We start from the raw sequence: 15,048 nt of genomic DNA on the forward strand, positions 1-15,048 counted from the left end.
GAGCCAAGTTATTTAGTGGTGGGAAGCAACCGGTGAGCCATGTTAACTGTCTCCGAGGTCACGAAAACCTTCGGAGGACTCACCGCGGTCGACGACGTGAGCTTCACGCTCGAGTCCGAGGAGCTGGTCGGGCTCATCGGCCCGAACGGCGCGGGGAAGACCACGCTGTTCAACGCGATCAACGGCATCTCGCCGCCGGATGCCGGAACGGTGCGGTTCGACGGCACCTCGATCACGGGGTTGAAACCGAACCAGATCTGTCACCGCGGGCTCGTCCGAACGTTCCAGATCGTCCGCACGTTCAACGAGTCCACCGTCCTCGAGAACGTCCTGACCGGCGCCGTCTTCGGGTCTGGTGCCGACCGGTCGATTCCCGAGGCCAGGGAGCACGCCCGGAAGTTCGTCTCCTTCGTCGGTCTCGAGGAGTTCGAAGGGACCGACGCGCGCCACCTCACGATGGCCCAGCGAAAGCACGTCGAACTCGCCCGGGGGCTGGCGGCCGACCCGAAACTCCTGATGCTCGACGAGATCGGCAGCGGCCTCACCCCCCAGGAGATCGACGAACTCACGGCGACGATCGTCCGCATCCGCGACGAACTCGGCATTTCGGTGCTGTGGATCGAGCACGTCGTCGAGGCGATCATGGGGAACACCGACCGCGTTCTGGTGCTCAACGAGGGCTCGCTCATCGCGGAGGGGACGCCCGCCGAGATCCAGGAGAACGACCGCGTCGCACAGGCGTACCTCGGTGATTCGGAGTGAGCGACGCTCCGGCGGTCCGCGTCGAGGAGGTGAACGTCTCCTACGGGGACCTCCAGGTTCTCTGGGACGTCTCGATGGAGCTCACCGAGGACGACCGGGTCGTCGCACTGATCGGCCCGAACGGTGCGGGAAAGACGACGCTGCTGAAGACGCTCTCGGGGCTGCTCGCCGTCGACTCCGGACGGATCGACCTGTTCGGACGGGACGCCACCGCGCTCTCACCCGACCGGATCGTCGACCTCGGGTTCGTCCACGTTCCCGAGGAGCGAAACCTGTTTACCGAGATGACCGTCGTCGAGAACCTCGAGATGGGCGCCTTTCGCCATCGAGACGAGTTCGAGGCCACCCTCGGGGAAGTGTTCGAGCTGTTTCCGATCCTCGAGGAGCGACACGACCAACACGCCGGCACGCTCAGCGGGGGCGAACAGCAGATGCTCGCGATCGGTCGCGGGCTGATGGCTCAGCCGACGGTGCTGGCGCTCGACGAGCTGTCGGTGGGACTCGCGCCGAAACTCGTCGCGCGCGTCTTCGAGAAGGTCGAGGAGATCAGCGAGGAGACGACGGTGTTGCTCACCGAACAGCACGTTCACGAGGCGCTCGGCCTCGCCGACCGGGCCTACCTGCTCGAGAACGGGCGCATCACGCTCGAGGACTCCGCGGACGCGCTCCTCGAGAGCGATCGGGTGACGGAGGCCTACCTGCGAGACTGAGGGTCGAACGGAACCGAGCCAGCGGTCAGGGCGAGTCCTCGACGAGCGGTTCGACGATCTCCGCATCCATCGGCTCGCTGCGGAACTCCTCCTCGAGGTGGAACTCGCCGTCGGGGTAGTAGTCCGGGCCGTCGGGCTGGAGGGTGCTGAAGATCGCCCTGACACCGTCGATCTCGCCCCACTCGTTGTACCGCAGCGGTTCGGCGAACAGCGTCTCGAGTTCGATCTCCCGGATCGCGGTCGCGATCTCCGTCGGGTCAGTCGAGTCGGCCTCCTCGATCGCGGTCGCGATCAGCTGGCCGGCGACGTAGCCGTACCCCTCGTGGGTATCCATGCGATCGTCGCGCGCGTCGGCGAACCGCTCGGCGACGTCGGCGAACCGGTCGCCGAAGACGTCCGTCACGTGCAGGTGCGCGAACGTCTCGCCGGTTTCGCCGAGGCCCTCGTGGAGCACGCGCGGCGGCAGTCCGGCCCCCGTGGTGAGTTCGTGCTCGAGGCCGATCTCGCGGGCTTGCGTGTGGATCGAGATCGAACCCGGCGGGTGGCCAGTCGCGACAAGCAGGTCGATGTCATCGGGCAGGTCCCGCAGGAACGGCGTGAAGTCGCTCTCGCCGAGCGGCGTGACTTCGATCGAGACGTCGACGTCGGGAAAGAACCGCTCGATCTGCTCTTCGACCGTCACCCCCCACTCGTAGTCGGCGACGATCGCGCCGACGCTCTCGTACCCCCGCTCCTCGATCAGGTCGGCCTGGGGCTGGAGGTCCATCGGCGCCGGAAGCGACCCCATCCGGAACGTATACCGCGACTCCTTCGTGTGGATCCGGTGGGTTCCCGCCATGTGGAGGACCATCGGGACCTCCATCTCCTCGGCCGTGATTCCGGTCCGGATACCGACGTCGCTCGAGACGGGACCCGTCATCGCAACGGCCCCCTCCTCCTCGACGAACCGCCGGAAGACCGTATCCGCCTCGCCGGCGTCGCTCTCGGTGTCGGTACCGACGATCTCGAGGTCGCGGTCGAGCACCCCGCCGTCGTCGTTGATCTCCTCGATCGCGAACTCCAGACCCGCCTCGTGTGCGGCGCCCCAGGGGGCGAAGTCGCCGGACAGCGGTTGCAGCGAACCGATAACGATCGGGCCGTCGCCGTCGTCGCCGTCGTCCTCGCTGAGACAGCCGGCGACCAGCCCGGTCGCCGCCGCACCCGCACCCGCGAGAACGGTTCGCCGGTCGAGCGCGTCGGCCCGCCGTCCCCCAGACGTGTTGTATGGCATCGAGTGTCACATTGCTGCAACTCGAAAAAAGCCTTCCGGTGGCGTCGGCCATCAGCCCCGGCCGACGGGCAGGTGCGACCGGCTTACTCGTCTGCCTGCCGGCGTTCGACGACGACGAGGTCCTTTCGGGAGTGGACGAGGTCGCCGTCCTCGTTCGTCGCCTCGAGTGCGAACGTCACGAGCCCCCGCTCGTCGTTCCAGCGGTCTTTCTCGGCGACCGAGACGCCGACCGTCAGGCGATCGCCGGGACCGACGGGCTCGTGCCAGCGGAGGTCGTCGACCCCCATCGCGGCGACGATGGCGACCTCGTGGAGCACCGACTCCGCGAGGGGGCGCATACACATCGCCGCCGTGTGCCAGCCGCTCGCGATCAGCCCGTCGAAGTTCCGCCTCGCCGCCTCACTGTCGACGTGAAACGGCTGGGGGTCGTACCGCCGAGCGAACTCGAGGATCTCCTCTTCCGTGACCTCGACGGTGCCCGGCTCCCACGACCGGCCGACCTCGAGGTCCTCGAAGTACTGCAGCTCGGACATGATCACTCGTAGAGCCGATTTGCGACGACGAGCCGGTTGATCTCGTTGGTCCCGTCGTAGATCTGGGTACCCTTCGCCTCGCGCATGTAGCGCTCGAGGGGGTAGTCCTCGGAGTACCCCCGCGCACCGTGGACCTGGACCGCCTCGGTGGCGATCTCCATCGCGGCGTCGGTGGCGAACGTCTTCGCCATCGCCGCCTCCTGTGTGATCCGCTCGCCCCGATCCCGGCCGTCGGCCGCCGAGAGGGTCAACAGGCGGGCTGCCTCGGTTCGAGCGGCCATGTCCGCGAGTTTGAAGCCGACCCCCTGGAACTCCCGGATCGGCTTGCCGAACTGCTCGCGCTCGCCGGCGAACTCGCGGCTGGCCTCGAAGGCCCCCTGGGCGATGCCGACGCCCTGGGCGGCGGTGCCGAGTCGACCGATGTCGAGGCCCTCCATGATGTACCGGAACCCCCGTCCCTCCTCGCCGACCAGGTTCTCGGCGGGCACTCGGAGGCCGTCGAACCGCAACTCGCTCTCGACGGCGGTGTCGCCCTCCATGCAGGGAATGTTCCGGACGACCGCGAACCCCTCACGCTCGCGGGGGTTCGGGACGCCGATGAGGCTGATTCCCTCGTGGCCCTCCCCGCCGGTTCTGGCGACCACGAGCAGGAAGTCGGCGACTGCGCCGTGGGTCGTCCAGATCTTGTGGCCGTCGATCACCCACTCGCCGCCCTCGTTTTTAGCTGTGGTCTCGAGGTTCGCGGCGTCGCTACCGGCTTCTGGCTCGGTGAGCGCGAACGCCGGAATCCACTCCCCGCGGCAGATCCGCGCCAGCCACGCCTCGCGCTGGCGGTCGGTGCCGAACTCGTAGATTGGATAGCCCACGAGCCCGCAGGCGATGTTGACCGCGCCGGCGGTGAGCTTCCAGGTGCGAGCGAGTTCCTCGACGGTGATCGCGAACGAGCGGTAGTCCGCGCCGCCGCCGTCGACGTCCTCGGGGAAGGGGACCCCCGTGAAGCCAGCCTCGCCGATCAGTCGAACGAGATCGACGGGAAACTCCCCCTCGCGCTCGTAGCGGTCGATTTCGGATTCGATCGTCCCCTCACAGAACTCGCGAACCTCCTCGCGGTGGGCCTCGTGGCGCTCCTCGAGTTCGAAGCGCTCGGTCATAGCGCACCGGGATCGTGGTCGTCGTCCGGCCCGGCCGGATCGATCACGGCGAAGCCCTCCATCTCGATCAGCGCGTCCTCCTTGAAGAAGCCGCTCACCTCGAACAGCGCCATCGCGGGGTACTCCTCGACGTAGTCGGCGAAGATCTCACCGATTTCCTCCAGGTTGTCGCGGTAGGCATCGCGATCCGCGACGAAGACGTTCAGCTTGACGATGTCCGCACTCGAGCCGCCGGCCTCCTCGACGACCGCCGCGAGGTTCGCCATCACCTGTTCGAACTGGCTGACGAGGTCGCCCGGGGCGACGATGTCGCCGTCGGGGCCCGACGCGTCCTGGCCGGCGAGAAAGAGCAACTCGCCGTTCTCGACGGTGAGGCCGTGGTTGAACCCCTTCGGGGGTGCGAGTTCCTCCGGCGTGACGATCTGCTTGCGCATGGGTCACACGTCGAAAGCGGCGGTAAAGAAGCTACGCCTCGTCGGGGCGATTCGACTCGCAGGAACCGCCCGAATCGGCCGGTCGAACCAGCCACCGCGGGTGGGACTGAAAGGGGACTGGCGCTCTCGCGGTGTTCTCACTGGCAGCCAAGCACTCGTCTGCAGACCGCGCTCCGGCGAAACACGCTTTGCCCCGGCGCGTGATCGAGAACTGTCATGCGCAATCCAGTGTTCGCTCGAGAGCCACGGAGGAACCCATGCCAGTAACCGACGCCGACCTCGAGGGCCAGGTCGCCGTCGTCACCGGCGGCACCAGGGGAATCGGCCTCGCGATCTCCCGCACCCTCGCCGCCGCGGGGGCCGACGTGGTGCCGGTGTCGCGCACCGAGGCAGACGTCGAGGCGGCCGTCGAGGACGTCCGCGAGGCGGGCGGCGAGTCGCTGGTCGCGCCGACGGACGTGACGGACGCCGACGACGTGGCCGCCCTCTTCGAACGCGTCGTCGACGAGCTCGGCGGTGTCGACGTGCTCGTGAACAACGCGGGGATCAACCCGCTCGAGGGGATGGGCACCCCCGAGACCGTCGATCCCGAAGCGTTCGAGCGGGTCGTCGAGGTGAACCTCGAGGGGGCCTTCGCCTGCACGAACGCCGCGGGGGAGTACCTGCTCGAGGGCGGCGGTGCGGTCGTCAACGTCGCGAGCACGGCCGGCCTCGTGGGGATCAAGCGCCAGCACGGCTACGTCGCCTCGAAACACGGCCTCGTCGGGCTCACCAAGAGCGCCGCGCTCGACTGGGCCCCGGACGTCCGGGTCAACGCGGTCGCGCCGGGGTACGTCGACACGGAGCTGACCGAGCCAGTGCAGGAAAACGAGGAGCTGTACGAGCGGCTGCTCGAGCGCACGCCCGCCGGTCGGTTCGCCGATCCCGAGGAGGTGGCGAGCGCGGTGGCGTTTCTCTCGAGCGAGATGGCCTCGTTCGTCACGGGAGAGTGTCTGGTGGTCGACGGCGGGTGGACGACCCAGTGACCGGTAGAGCGGGGGTTCAGTTTCGTCATTTCAGATACAGGTGTGAAAGTCACGGTGAGTACAGGGATCTCAGGTATCGTTTCGCACCCCGCTTCGACGGGCCGAGTAGACGGTGACCAGCGAGTTGCCCACCTGGTTCGATTTTGGGTATAGATAGGACTGGCAGACAGTGCAGAGGCGGTGATCAATGAGCGTCCCTGCAGCCGCCTGCACTCTCGTTATTCCCCGGCGCAGGCTATACCGCTCGGAGTCCATTATGAGTGATACACCATCGAACAGACGATCAGAGCGAGATACCATCCAGTGTGGGCACTGAGACCGAGACCAATCGTGATACGCTGAACACGGACGTAATGCAGTGGCTGAGCGCGCTCGTCGCGCTGGTCGGGCTGTGGCTCGTCGCCTCGCCCTTCGTCTTCGAAGCGACGGAGACGGCCGTATGGAACAATACTATGGTCGGGACGGCGATCTTCCTGCTCGCCGGGTACAACTTCTACCGCCTCTCGAAAGATCAGCTGGCAAGCGTCGGTATCGCGTCGCTGGCCGTCCTGCTCGGGCTGTGGGCGGTCATCTCACCGTACGTCATCGAGATGGGCAGCGACCAACTGGCGACGAGTACCCTCGTCGCCGGGCTGGTTATTGCGGCGATTTCCGCCTATAACGCCTACGCGAACGGGAAGGCCGACGCGCCAGCCCACGGCCGTGCTCGTGCCTAACTCAGTCAGTGATTCCCGTTTAGGTTTCTCGAACACACCGTCGTCCGAACGAGTTACGGAATAAGTAGCCCGCCCCGTGGCGGAGATGCGTAACCGTTCCATCCGCACGCGGACGTTGCACGGATAACCCTGACGCGGGATCAGCTCTCACGTCACGCATCCGCCCTCCCCCTCGAGTCGACGAAACGACTACAACGGGCCGCGGTGACGGCGGCACATGGTCAACGCAGGGTTCTCGATCGAGGACGGGATCGCGCGGATCGAACTCCAGCGCCCGGAGGCGCTGAACGCGGTCGACATGCCGACCAAACGGGAGATCATCGACCGCGTGCAGGCGTACAAGACGGACGACGACGTCCGCGTCGTCGTCTTCCAGAGCGAAGGGGAAACGTTCTGTGCCGGCGGCGACGTCAAGGAGGCCAGGGAGCGGGAGTACGCCCTCGAGCCCTTCACCGAGAGCTGGAACGAGCTGTTCGAGGCGATGATGGGACTCGGCAAACCCACCGTCGCGCGGATCGACGGCTACACCCTCGGCGGCGGCTTCGACCTCATGCTTCACACGGACATCCCGATCGCCGCAGAAGACGCCCAGTTGGGCCAGCCCGAGGTGGGGCTGGGGATCGTGAACCACTTCTCGCCGCCGATGCTCCAGGCCAAGGTCGGCCTGACGAAGACGCTGGACATGATGCTGACGGGCGAAACGATCAGCGGCGAGGAGGCCGACCGGCGGGGTCTCGTCGCCCGCAGCGTGCCGAGTGAGGATCTGGACGACGAGGTCGACGCCGTGGCAGAATCGCTCGCCGCGAAGAGCCCGCGGGTGCTCCGCAAGCTCAAAGACGGCATCTACGCCACCGCGGAGATGTCGCCCCGCGCGGGGCGGTCGTACCTCGAGGCGGTGTCGCTCGAGGCTGCCCGTGAGGATCCCGACTACGAGGAGGGCGTCTCGGCCCAACTCGAGGACCGCGAGCCGGAGTGGGAGTGACCCGGTCCCGGATGGCAGTCTATCGCTCACCGGCGGGGAGACGGGCGCTCGAGGAAGCCTACGCCGCCGCCCTCGAGACCCTCGAGATCGACGTCGACGAACGGTACGTCGAGACGCGCCACGGTGAGACCCACGTCCTCCTGGCGGGACCGGAGAACGGCGCGCCCGTCGTCGTCTTCCATGGCGGCAACGCCACGAACCCGCTGACGCTCGAGTGGTACAGCGGGCTCGCCGACACCCGCCGGCTGATCGCGCCGGATACGATCGGACAGCCGGGGTACAGCGCGGAGGCGCGGGTCGACCCCGCCGGCAACGGCTACGGCGAGTGGGTCGTCGACCTCCTCGAGGCGTTCGACCTCCGATCGGCCCCGATGATCGGCACGTCCTACGGCGGGGGCATCGTCCTCCGAGCGGCGGCGGTCGCACCGAAGCGAGTCGACCGCGCCGCGCTGGTCGTCCCGGCGGGGTTCGGAACCGGGCCGCTCGCGTCGATGCTGTCGGTCGTCGTCCCCGCGGTACTGTACCGGGTTCTCGGCTCCGAACGGCTGCTGGATCGCACGCTGGCGGCGATGGTCACGCAGCCGACCCCGGAGCCGATCGTTCGAGAGACGGTCGCCGCCTCGCTCCGGCACGTGAGCCTCGAGCGGGAGTTTCCGAGCGCAACCGCCGACGAACTCCGCGAGTTCACCGCACCGGTTGCGTTGTACGTCGCCGAGGACGATCCGTTCTTCCCGCCCGAGACGGTCGCCCCTCGCGCCCGCTCCCGGCTGCCCGGACTCACGAAGGAAGCGGTGTTGGCCGGGGAGAAGCATCTCCTCTCACCAACGGCTCGAGAAACAGTTACAGCGTCTATCGCCTCGTTCTTCGACGAGTGAGCGGCGCAGACGCGAGATGGAGAGCGCTACCGACGGGCGGTTCGAACCGGGTCGCGAGGCTCGAGCCTCAGGCGAAGAGCAACAGCGCAGGTATCGCGAGCAACAGGACGGCGAGCACCGTGAAAACGTGTCGCCACGTCCCGTACGGCGGCTCCTCGGTATCCCCGTGTCGTCGGGCCCGTTCGTACCCGCCCCACGCCCCAGCGACGATCGCCAGCACCGCGAGCGGGGCGGCCGCGAACATGACGAAACTCCATCCAACCAGGGTCGCGAACGCCCAGAAGCCGACGACGGTCCCGGTGATCCCGCCGCCCAGGAGCGCGTCCGTCGGCAGTCGCAACCACCCGCCCAGCAGCGCCGCTCCCAGCGCGATCACCGCGATCCAGGCGGACGGGAGAACGAGCGAGAGCGTCCCTCCGACAGTGCTGGTGGAATACACTGCCGTCAGTGCGTACAGCGATCCTGCCGGGACGACCGCCCCGAAACCGAACGCGATCCCGAACAGGACGAGATCCGGACTGTCGTCCATACTGAACGTCGTTCCGACACGATCAAATAGCTGTCGTCAGTCAGGAATCGGGTCGACGGACCGTCTCACGCGATCGAATCGGTTCACTACTTCATCGTTTCGCCCGGTCGAATCGGCTCGGCTACTCCGGCACGAGTCGCACGAGCGGCGCGTCGGCGTCGTCCACCAGCACGTAGAGGTCGCCCGTTTCGGGGTCGACCTCGACGTCCCGAACTCGCCAGCCGCGCTCTTCGAGCAGCGGCTCTTCTTCCTCGACGTCGATCTCTCCGGGCTCGGTGCCCTCGACGCTGAACCGGCCGAGGTACTCCCCGGCGAGGTTGCCGACGAACAGGTCGCCCGCCCAGTCGGGGAAGGCGTCGCCGTCGTAGAAGGTCATCCCCGCGGGCGGGAACCCGCCGGTGTTGCACTCCCAGTAGTAGACCGGCGGGATCGTCTCCTCGAGTTCGTCGGGATCCTCGCCGACGGGGTCGTCGGTGCCGTACTCACAACCGTAGGCCGCGATCGGCCAGCCGTAGTTGCCCCCCGCCTCGATGACGTTGAGCTCGTCGCCGTCCTCCTCGCCGTGTTCTGACTGCCAGATCGCCCCCGTCTCCGGGTGGACCGTCATCCCCTGGGCGTTCCGGTGGCCGTAGCTGTAGATCGCGTCCTGGGCGTCCTCCTCCCCGACGAACGGGTTGTCCTCCGGGACCGAGCCGTCGGGCTCGAGGCGCAACGTCTTGCCGAGTTCGTTCGTCAGGTCCTGCGAGAGGTGGTCCGGGCCGAAGTCCTTGCGCTGGCGGTCGCCGGTCGTCACGTAGAGGGAGCCGTCCTCGCCGAAGACCGCCCGCGAGCCGTAGTGGCCGTCGCCGTCCAGGAACGGCTCGGCGACGAACAGCTCCTCGAACTCCGCGAGTTCCGGCGCCCCGGGATCGAGCCGTCCCCTGCCGACGTAGGTGGTCGACTCGCCCTCGTCGTTCGCGGCGGCGTAGGTCAGGTAGACCCACGGCTCCTCGTCGAACTCGGGGTGAAGGGCGACGTCGAGCAGGCCGCCCTGGCCCTCCGCGTACACCTCGGGGACGCCGTCGACCTGCCGGACGTCCTCTCCCCCGCGGTCGAGCAGGGTCAGCCGTCCCTCGAGTTCGGTGAGCAAAATCCCGTCCCCGTCGGGGAGAAACGTGATCCCCCAGGGGCTGTCGAACCCCTCGGCGACCGTCTCGAGGGCGGCCCCCTCGAGGTCGTCCTCCTGGGTCAGCCCTGCGAGACAGCCGGCGGCTGCGAGGGTGCCGACGGCGGCACCGGTTCGGACGAACGTTCGTCGGTCGAGGGAGGGAGGTGTCATGGGTAGAGGGCGTGGTACCGTGTGTGGTGTAGACGTCACTCACGACGGGATCGCACTTAGATACCGGGCCTGAAATCGTGAGGCGGTCGCCGCGGACACCGAGCGGCCATCGCAGCCTCACGCGAGCGGTCCGAGACCCTTTCGATCGGTTCAGCCCGCTACTCCCGCTCGCGCTCGCGGAGCTTCGCCCGCTGGATCTTCCCCGTCTCCGTCGTCGGGAGATCGGTCACGTACTCGATCGCGCGAGGGTACTTGTACGGGGCGATGCGCTCTTTGACGTGGTCCTGGAGCGCCTCGGTGAGCTCGGCGCCCGGATCGACGCCCTCCTCGGGCACGACGAACGCCTTGACGAGCTGGCCTCGCTCGTCGTCGGGGACGCCGATGACGGCCGTCTGGTACACCTCCTCGCGCTCGAGCAGGGTGTCCTCGACCTCTGGCCCCGGAACGTTGTAGCCGCCGGTGATGATCAGGTCGTCCCGGCGGGACTTGTACTCGAAGCGACCGTCCTCGCGGTGGACGAAGATGTCGCCGGGGATGCTCCAGCCGTCGTGGCTGTTCTCGCGCTGCTTCTCGGGCCGGTTCCAGTAGGTGACGCCCGTGGGGCCACGCACCAGAAGGATGCCGGGCTCGCCCCGGTCGAGTTCCTCGTAGGTGTCGGGGTCGACGACCTTGCACTCGTAGCCGGGGACGGGGAAGCCGGTCGCCGTCGGGTCGATCTCGTCGTCGTGGCGGTGGCTGATGAAGATGTGGAGCATCTCCGTCGAGCCGATGCCGTCGAGCGGCTCGACCCCCAGGCTGTCGACCACGTCCTGGTACGTGCTCGGCGGGAGCGGCTCGCCCGCGCTCACCGCCCGGCGCAGCGAGGAGAGGTCGTACTCCGCGATCAGGTCCTCGTGCTCGGCGAGCATCTGGTTGTACGCGGTCGGGATCGACGCCAGGATCGACACCTCGTCCTCCTGGATCGCGTCGAGCAGCTTCTTCGGGGTGGGGTCCTGGATGATCCGGGTCGTGGCGCCGAACCGGAGCGGGAAGGCGACCAGCATCCCGTAGCCGAACGTGAAGGCGATCGGCGCGTTGCTCGTAAACACGTCCGAGGGCTCGGGCTCAAGGCAGTAGCGGGCGTAGGTGTCCGTGATCGCCATCATCTGGCGGTGTGTGTGGACCGTCCCCTTCGGTTTCCCGGTGGTGCCACTGGTGTAGGCGATCATCACCAGATCGTCGCGGTGGGTGTCGGGCTCGGCGAGGTCCGTACTCGCCCCCGCCAGCAGGTCGTCGTAGGAGTGGTGGTCGTGGTCGATCCCGTTGTCCTCGACGACGACGATCTCCTCGAGCCCGTCGAGGCCGTGTTCCTCGCGGGCGATCTCGAGTTCGTCGAGCAGGTCGTCGTAGACGACGGCGTAGGAGGCACCCGAATTCTCGACGACGTAGCTGATCTCGTTCGCTCGCAGGAGCTTCATCGACGGGACGGTGATCGCGCCGATCTTCTGGACCGCGAGACAGGTGACGACGTACTCCGGTCGATTGGGAAACCGGACGAACACCCGATCGCCGGCGTCGGCGCCGAGCTCGAGGAGGGCGTTGGCGACCCCGTTGACCCGCTGGCGGAGCTCCTCGTACGTCAGCGTCTCCTCGTCTGCAATCACCGCCGGCTCCTCACCCCGGCCGGCCTCGACCTGCCGATCGACCATCTCGTAGGCCGCGTTCAACCGTTCCGGGTAGTGTACCTCGGGAACCGCGTGAAAGTACGTCGGCTGTACGTCCTCGTCGGGGAGGTTCTCGGTCGGAACGGTGTCCTGCATGTATGGTACTCGCTACTATGGCTCACGGGTATAGTTCTACCGTCGGAACGCCCCCGTCCGGTGGCCTCCCTCCGCCGTTTACTGTCTACAATAGTCGCTCCATGGACACGATCGTCGGTGGGTGCAGATGTAGAGAGAGAGTCGCCGAAAGAGTACGTCAGAAGACCGAGTTATACACTGACGGAACGAGGTGTGACGTTGCCGCCGTGGGGGACAGAATCGTACCGGAGTCGGCAGCGGGCGACTCCTTCGTACACCGTGCCATGGTATGGCGGAGCGTAGGTTTATCTATCGCGCCGGACATGTTCGACGCATGTCTCACGGCGACTTCGAAGGATACGGCGGGCGGCACGTACCGGAGCCACTCGAGGAACCGCTAGAGCAACTGGCGAACGCCTACGACGAGATCGGCAAGAGCGACGAGTTCCAGGCCGAGTTTCGCGACCACCTCGCGGAGTACGCCGGTCGACCGACTTCGCTGTACCACGCGAAGAACCTGAGCGAGCCCTACGACGCCGAAATCTACCTCAAGCGCGAGGACCTGCTCCACGGCGGCGCACACAAGATCAACAACTGCCTGGGCCAGGCCTTGCTCGCGAAGAAGGCCGGTCGAGAGCGACTGATCGCCGAGACCGGGGCCGGCCAGCACGGCACCGCGACCGCGATGGTCGGCGCGCTGTTCGGTCTCAAGACCGAGATCTACATGGGAAAGAAGGACGTCGAGCGCCAGAAGATGAACGTCTTCCGGATGCGCCTGATGGGCGCCGAGGTCAACGAGGTGACCCGCGGCGGCGAGGGGCTGGCCGACGCCGTCGACGCCGCCCTCGAGGACCTCGTCGAGAACGTCGAGGACACCCACTACCTCGTCGGGAGTGTCGTCGGCCCCGACCCGTTCCCGCGGATGGTCCGTGACTTCCAGTCCGTCATCGGCGAGGAGGCCCGCGAGCAGTTCATCGACCGAACCGGCGGATTGCCCGACGCGGCGGTCGCCTGTGTTGGCGGCGGCTCGAACGCGATGGGGCTCTTTCACGCCTTCCGCGACGACGAGGAGGTCGCCCTCTACGGGGCGGAAGGCGGCGGCGAGGGGGCGGACTCGAGTCGCCACGCCGCCCCGCTGGCAGCCGGCAACGACGACGTCATTCACGGAATGAAGACCCGCGTGATCGACGAAGACGTCGAGGTCCACTCCGTCTCCGCCGGACTCGACTACCCCGGCGTCGGCCCCGAGCACGCCATGTTCCGCGAGATCGGTCGCTGCGAGTACACCGGCGTCACCGACGACGAGGCGCTGGCGGCGTTCCGGAAGCTGAGCGAGACGGAGGGGATCATCCCGGCGCTCGAGTCGAGCCACGGCGTCGCCCGCGGGCTCCAGCTCGCAGATGAGGGAGAGCACGACACGATCCTCGTCAACCTCTCCGGTCGCGGCGACAAGGACATGGAGACCGCGGCGGAGCTGTTCTCCTTCGAGTAGTGCAGCCGCGAGGCGCTACCGCCTTACTCCTCCTGCAGCGTTTCCCCGTCGACGACGCGTCCGGCGAACAGCGGCGTCTCCGTCGGCCGATCCAGGACGAAAAAGAGGAACGGGCGATCGACGGTGAGTTCGACGCGATCCGGCGGCGCGCTCTCTTCCATCACCACGGCGGTCGCCGCCGCGGCCTCCGTCCCCAGTTCGTCGACCTCGACGAAGCTCTGGTGGATAATCTCGGAGATGACGAGCCCGTTATCGCCCTCGGTCATTCCCGAGAAATCCGCGTCGCCGAACGCCCGCTCCATCCCGAGTTCTCGCATCGTTTCGACCAGGCTGAACTTCGACTCGATGTCGAACGTCGGCATCGCGAGCTCCACCTCCGGGCGGGAGGTTTCGCCGAGCAGCGTCGCGAGCCGGTCGACCGAGAACGCCGCTTCGAACGCGTCGAACTCGCCCGCTGCGGGGAGGACGATCACCATGCTCGTGTCGTCGTTCGCGTAGGGCAGTTCGACCAGCTGGTGACCGCCGATCTCGGCGTACGGTACCTCGATCGACTGGTGCATCATCTCGACCTCGGTTTCCTCGCCATCGAGGCCAGTGAACGGCGCCGGCTCCGTATCCTCCTCGGAAAACGGGTACTTCCACATCGCCTCGAAGTAGATCGCGTTCGTCAGCACGAGTCTCGTGGAGGCGTCGATCGACCCCCCGGGAAGGAGGTCCTCGATCCGGTCGTTCGTCCGCTCTTCGACCCACTCGTTGATCCGCTCGCGGGCCTCCTCGGGCGAGCCCGAAAAGTCGACGAGTCGCATCCCGGCGCCGTAGTAGGCCTCGAGTAGCTCCAGAAATGCCTCGTCGAAATCGACCCCCTCCTCGCCCCACGTCGAGTTGGCCGTCGAGAGCTGGAAGGCGGGGCCGTCGTGGCCCTCGCCGGTCGGGTCGTCGACGTCCTCGCCGTCTTCGTTACGCCGGGCGAACTCGGCCTCGAGCGCGCCGAAGGCGGGGTGGAGGTCGTCGCCCTCGAGTTCGTACCGGAGCGCGTCGGCCATCTCCGCGGCGGTGTCGCCGCGGGCGCCCGCGTAGGTCATCGCCAGCGCGACCGAGACGCTGTACGGCGAGCAAAAGAGGTTGTCGTCGGGCTCCTGTTCGCGTAGCTGCGCGAGCAGGTCGAAGGAGAGCTCGAGGTTGCCTCGCACCTGCTCGGCCAGGGCGGTCTCGTCGATTTCGGGATCGGTGGCGAGCTCGAGCTGGGGGAAGTCGGGGACGTCGTACCCGTCGAAGCCGTTTCCGTCGCTCGAGCCGGCTGCGGAGTCGTCGTCATCGGCGTGGTCGTCACCGGGGTCGTCAGAGCCGGTATCGTCGTCCGCGGGGTCGTCACTGAGACAGCCGGCTGCGCCAGCGAGGAGCGCGCCGGTCAGCGCGAGCACGGTTCGTCTGTCGGAGGGCATAGTAGACCAGCGGACGGCCACGGATAAACGC

15 protein-coding genes are annotated in these 15,048 nt (G+C 67.3%); 7 read left to right on the plus strand and 8 right to left on the minus strand.

Annotated features, from left to right (window positions below):
* Nucleotides 1–39: 39 nt before the first annotated feature.
* Together NMQ11_RS14955 and NMQ11_RS14960 are read left to right on the plus strand one after the other, a co-directional pair.
* A complete protein-coding gene (locus NMQ11_RS14955) occupies nt 40–762 on the plus strand; it encodes an ABC transporter ATP-binding protein (protein ID WP_255169250.1) in 723 nt (240 codons plus the stop codon).
* The gene (locus tag NMQ11_RS14960) at nt 759–1,472 is read left to right on the plus strand and encodes an ABC transporter ATP-binding protein (RefSeq protein ID WP_255169251.1); all 714 of its coding nucleotides are present in this window, start codon (nt 759–761) and stop codon (nt 1,470–1,472) included. The genes NMQ11_RS14955 and NMQ11_RS14960 overlap by 4 nt, the downstream gene beginning before the upstream one ends.
* A gap of 25 nt (nt 1,473–1,497) precedes the next feature.
* Here the strand turns inward: NMQ11_RS14960 and NMQ11_RS14965 are convergent, their stop codons facing one another.
* The 4 genes from NMQ11_RS14965 to NMQ11_RS14980 all read right to left on the minus strand — a co-directional run bounded on the left by NMQ11_RS14965 (nt 1,498) and on the right by NMQ11_RS14980 (nt 4,860).
* Complete coding sequence (locus NMQ11_RS14965; protein WP_255169252.1) at nt 1,498–2,742, minus strand: ABC transporter substrate-binding protein; 1,245 nt, start codon at nt 2,740–2,742, stop codon at nt 1,498–1,500.
* Between the two features lie 83 nt (nt 2,743–2,825).
* Nucleotides 2,826–3,275 carry a MaoC/PaaZ C-terminal domain-containing protein gene (locus tag NMQ11_RS14970; RefSeq protein WP_345781448.1) on the minus strand — a complete coding sequence of 150 codons (450 nt, stop codon included), beginning with the start codon at nt 3,273–3,275 and terminating at the stop codon, nt 2,826–2,828.
* A gap of 2 nt (nt 3,276–3,277) precedes the next feature.
* Nucleotides 3,278–4,426, minus strand: a complete 1,149-nt coding sequence (locus tag NMQ11_RS14975; RefSeq protein WP_255169253.1) for an acyl-CoA dehydrogenase family protein — start codon at nt 4,424–4,426, stop codon at nt 3,278–3,280.
* The gene (locus NMQ11_RS14980) at nt 4,423–4,860 is read right to left on the minus strand and encodes a RidA family protein (protein ID WP_255169254.1); all 438 of its coding nucleotides are present in this window, start codon (nt 4,858–4,860) and stop codon (nt 4,423–4,425) included. Before NMQ11_RS14980 ends, NMQ11_RS14975 begins: the two co-directional genes overlap by 4 nt.
* A gap of 257 nt (nt 4,861–5,117) precedes the next feature.
* Between NMQ11_RS14980 and NMQ11_RS14985 the strand changes: the two genes are divergently transcribed.
* From NMQ11_RS14985 to NMQ11_RS15000, 4 genes are all read left to right on the plus strand, one after another.
* The gene (locus NMQ11_RS14985) at nt 5,118–5,885 is read left to right on the plus strand and encodes an SDR family NAD(P)-dependent oxidoreductase (protein ID WP_255169255.1); all 768 of its coding nucleotides are present in this window, start codon (nt 5,118–5,120) and stop codon (nt 5,883–5,885) included.
* Between the two features lie 293 nt (nt 5,886–6,178).
* Nucleotides 6,179–6,601, plus strand: coding sequence for an SPW repeat domain-containing protein (locus tag NMQ11_RS14990; RefSeq protein WP_345781469.1), 423 nt, complete (start codon nt 6,179–6,181; stop codon nt 6,599–6,601).
* 217 nt (nt 6,602–6,818) lie between these two features.
* Nucleotides 6,819–7,583: an enoyl-CoA hydratase/isomerase family protein gene (locus tag NMQ11_RS14995; protein ID WP_255169257.1), complete on the plus strand. Its 765-nt coding sequence runs from the start codon at nt 6,819–6,821 to the stop codon at nt 7,581–7,583.
* An 11-nt stretch (nt 7,584–7,594) separates the two neighbouring features.
* Nucleotides 7,595–8,458 (plus strand): alpha/beta fold hydrolase, encoded by an 864-nt coding sequence (locus NMQ11_RS15000; protein WP_255169258.1) that lies wholly within the window; start codon nt 7,595–7,597, stop codon nt 8,456–8,458.
* A 67-nt stretch (nt 8,459–8,525) separates the two neighbouring features.
* On the opposite strand, the gene NMQ11_RS15005 is transcribed toward NMQ11_RS15000, so the two are convergent.
* The 3 genes from NMQ11_RS15005 to NMQ11_RS15015 all read right to left on the minus strand — a co-directional run bounded on the left by NMQ11_RS15005 (nt 8,526) and on the right by NMQ11_RS15015 (nt 12,104).
* On the minus strand, nt 8,526–8,987 hold the full coding sequence (locus NMQ11_RS15005) for a hypothetical protein (protein ID WP_255169259.1): 462 nt from the start codon (nt 8,985–8,987) through the stop codon (nt 8,526–8,528).
* Nucleotides 8,988–9,108: 121 nt separating this feature from the next.
* Nucleotides 9,109–10,305 carry a PQQ-dependent sugar dehydrogenase gene (locus tag NMQ11_RS15010; protein WP_255169260.1) on the minus strand — a complete coding sequence of 399 codons (1,197 nt, stop codon included), beginning with the start codon at nt 10,303–10,305 and terminating at the stop codon, nt 9,109–9,111.
* A gap of 158 nt (nt 10,306–10,463) precedes the next feature.
* Nucleotides 10,464–12,104 carry an acetate--CoA ligase gene (locus tag NMQ11_RS15015; protein ID WP_255169261.1) on the minus strand — a complete coding sequence of 547 codons (1,641 nt, stop codon included), beginning with the start codon at nt 12,102–12,104 and terminating at the stop codon, nt 10,464–10,466.
* Between the two features lie 313 nt (nt 12,105–12,417).
* On the opposite strand from NMQ11_RS15015, the gene trpB reads away from it, so the two are divergent.
* The gene (trpB, locus tag NMQ11_RS15020; RefSeq protein ID WP_255169262.1) at nt 12,418–13,575 is read left to right on the plus strand and encodes a tryptophan synthase subunit beta; all 1,158 of its coding nucleotides are present in this window, start codon (nt 12,418–12,420) and stop codon (nt 13,573–13,575) included.
* 23 nt (nt 13,576–13,598) lie between these two features.
* Here trpB and NMQ11_RS15025 read toward each other — a convergent pair whose 3' ends face one another.
* The gene (locus tag NMQ11_RS15025; protein ID WP_255169263.1) at nt 13,599–15,017 is read right to left on the minus strand and encodes a serpin family protein; all 1,419 of its coding nucleotides are present in this window, start codon (nt 15,015–15,017) and stop codon (nt 13,599–13,601) included.
* Nucleotides 15,018–15,048: the final 31 nt, after the last annotated feature.

The organism is Natrononativus amylolyticus (assembly GCF_024362525.1).
Taxonomy (GTDB): Archaea; Halobacteriota; Halobacteria; order Halobacteriales; family Natrialbaceae; genus Natrononativus; species Natrononativus amylolyticus.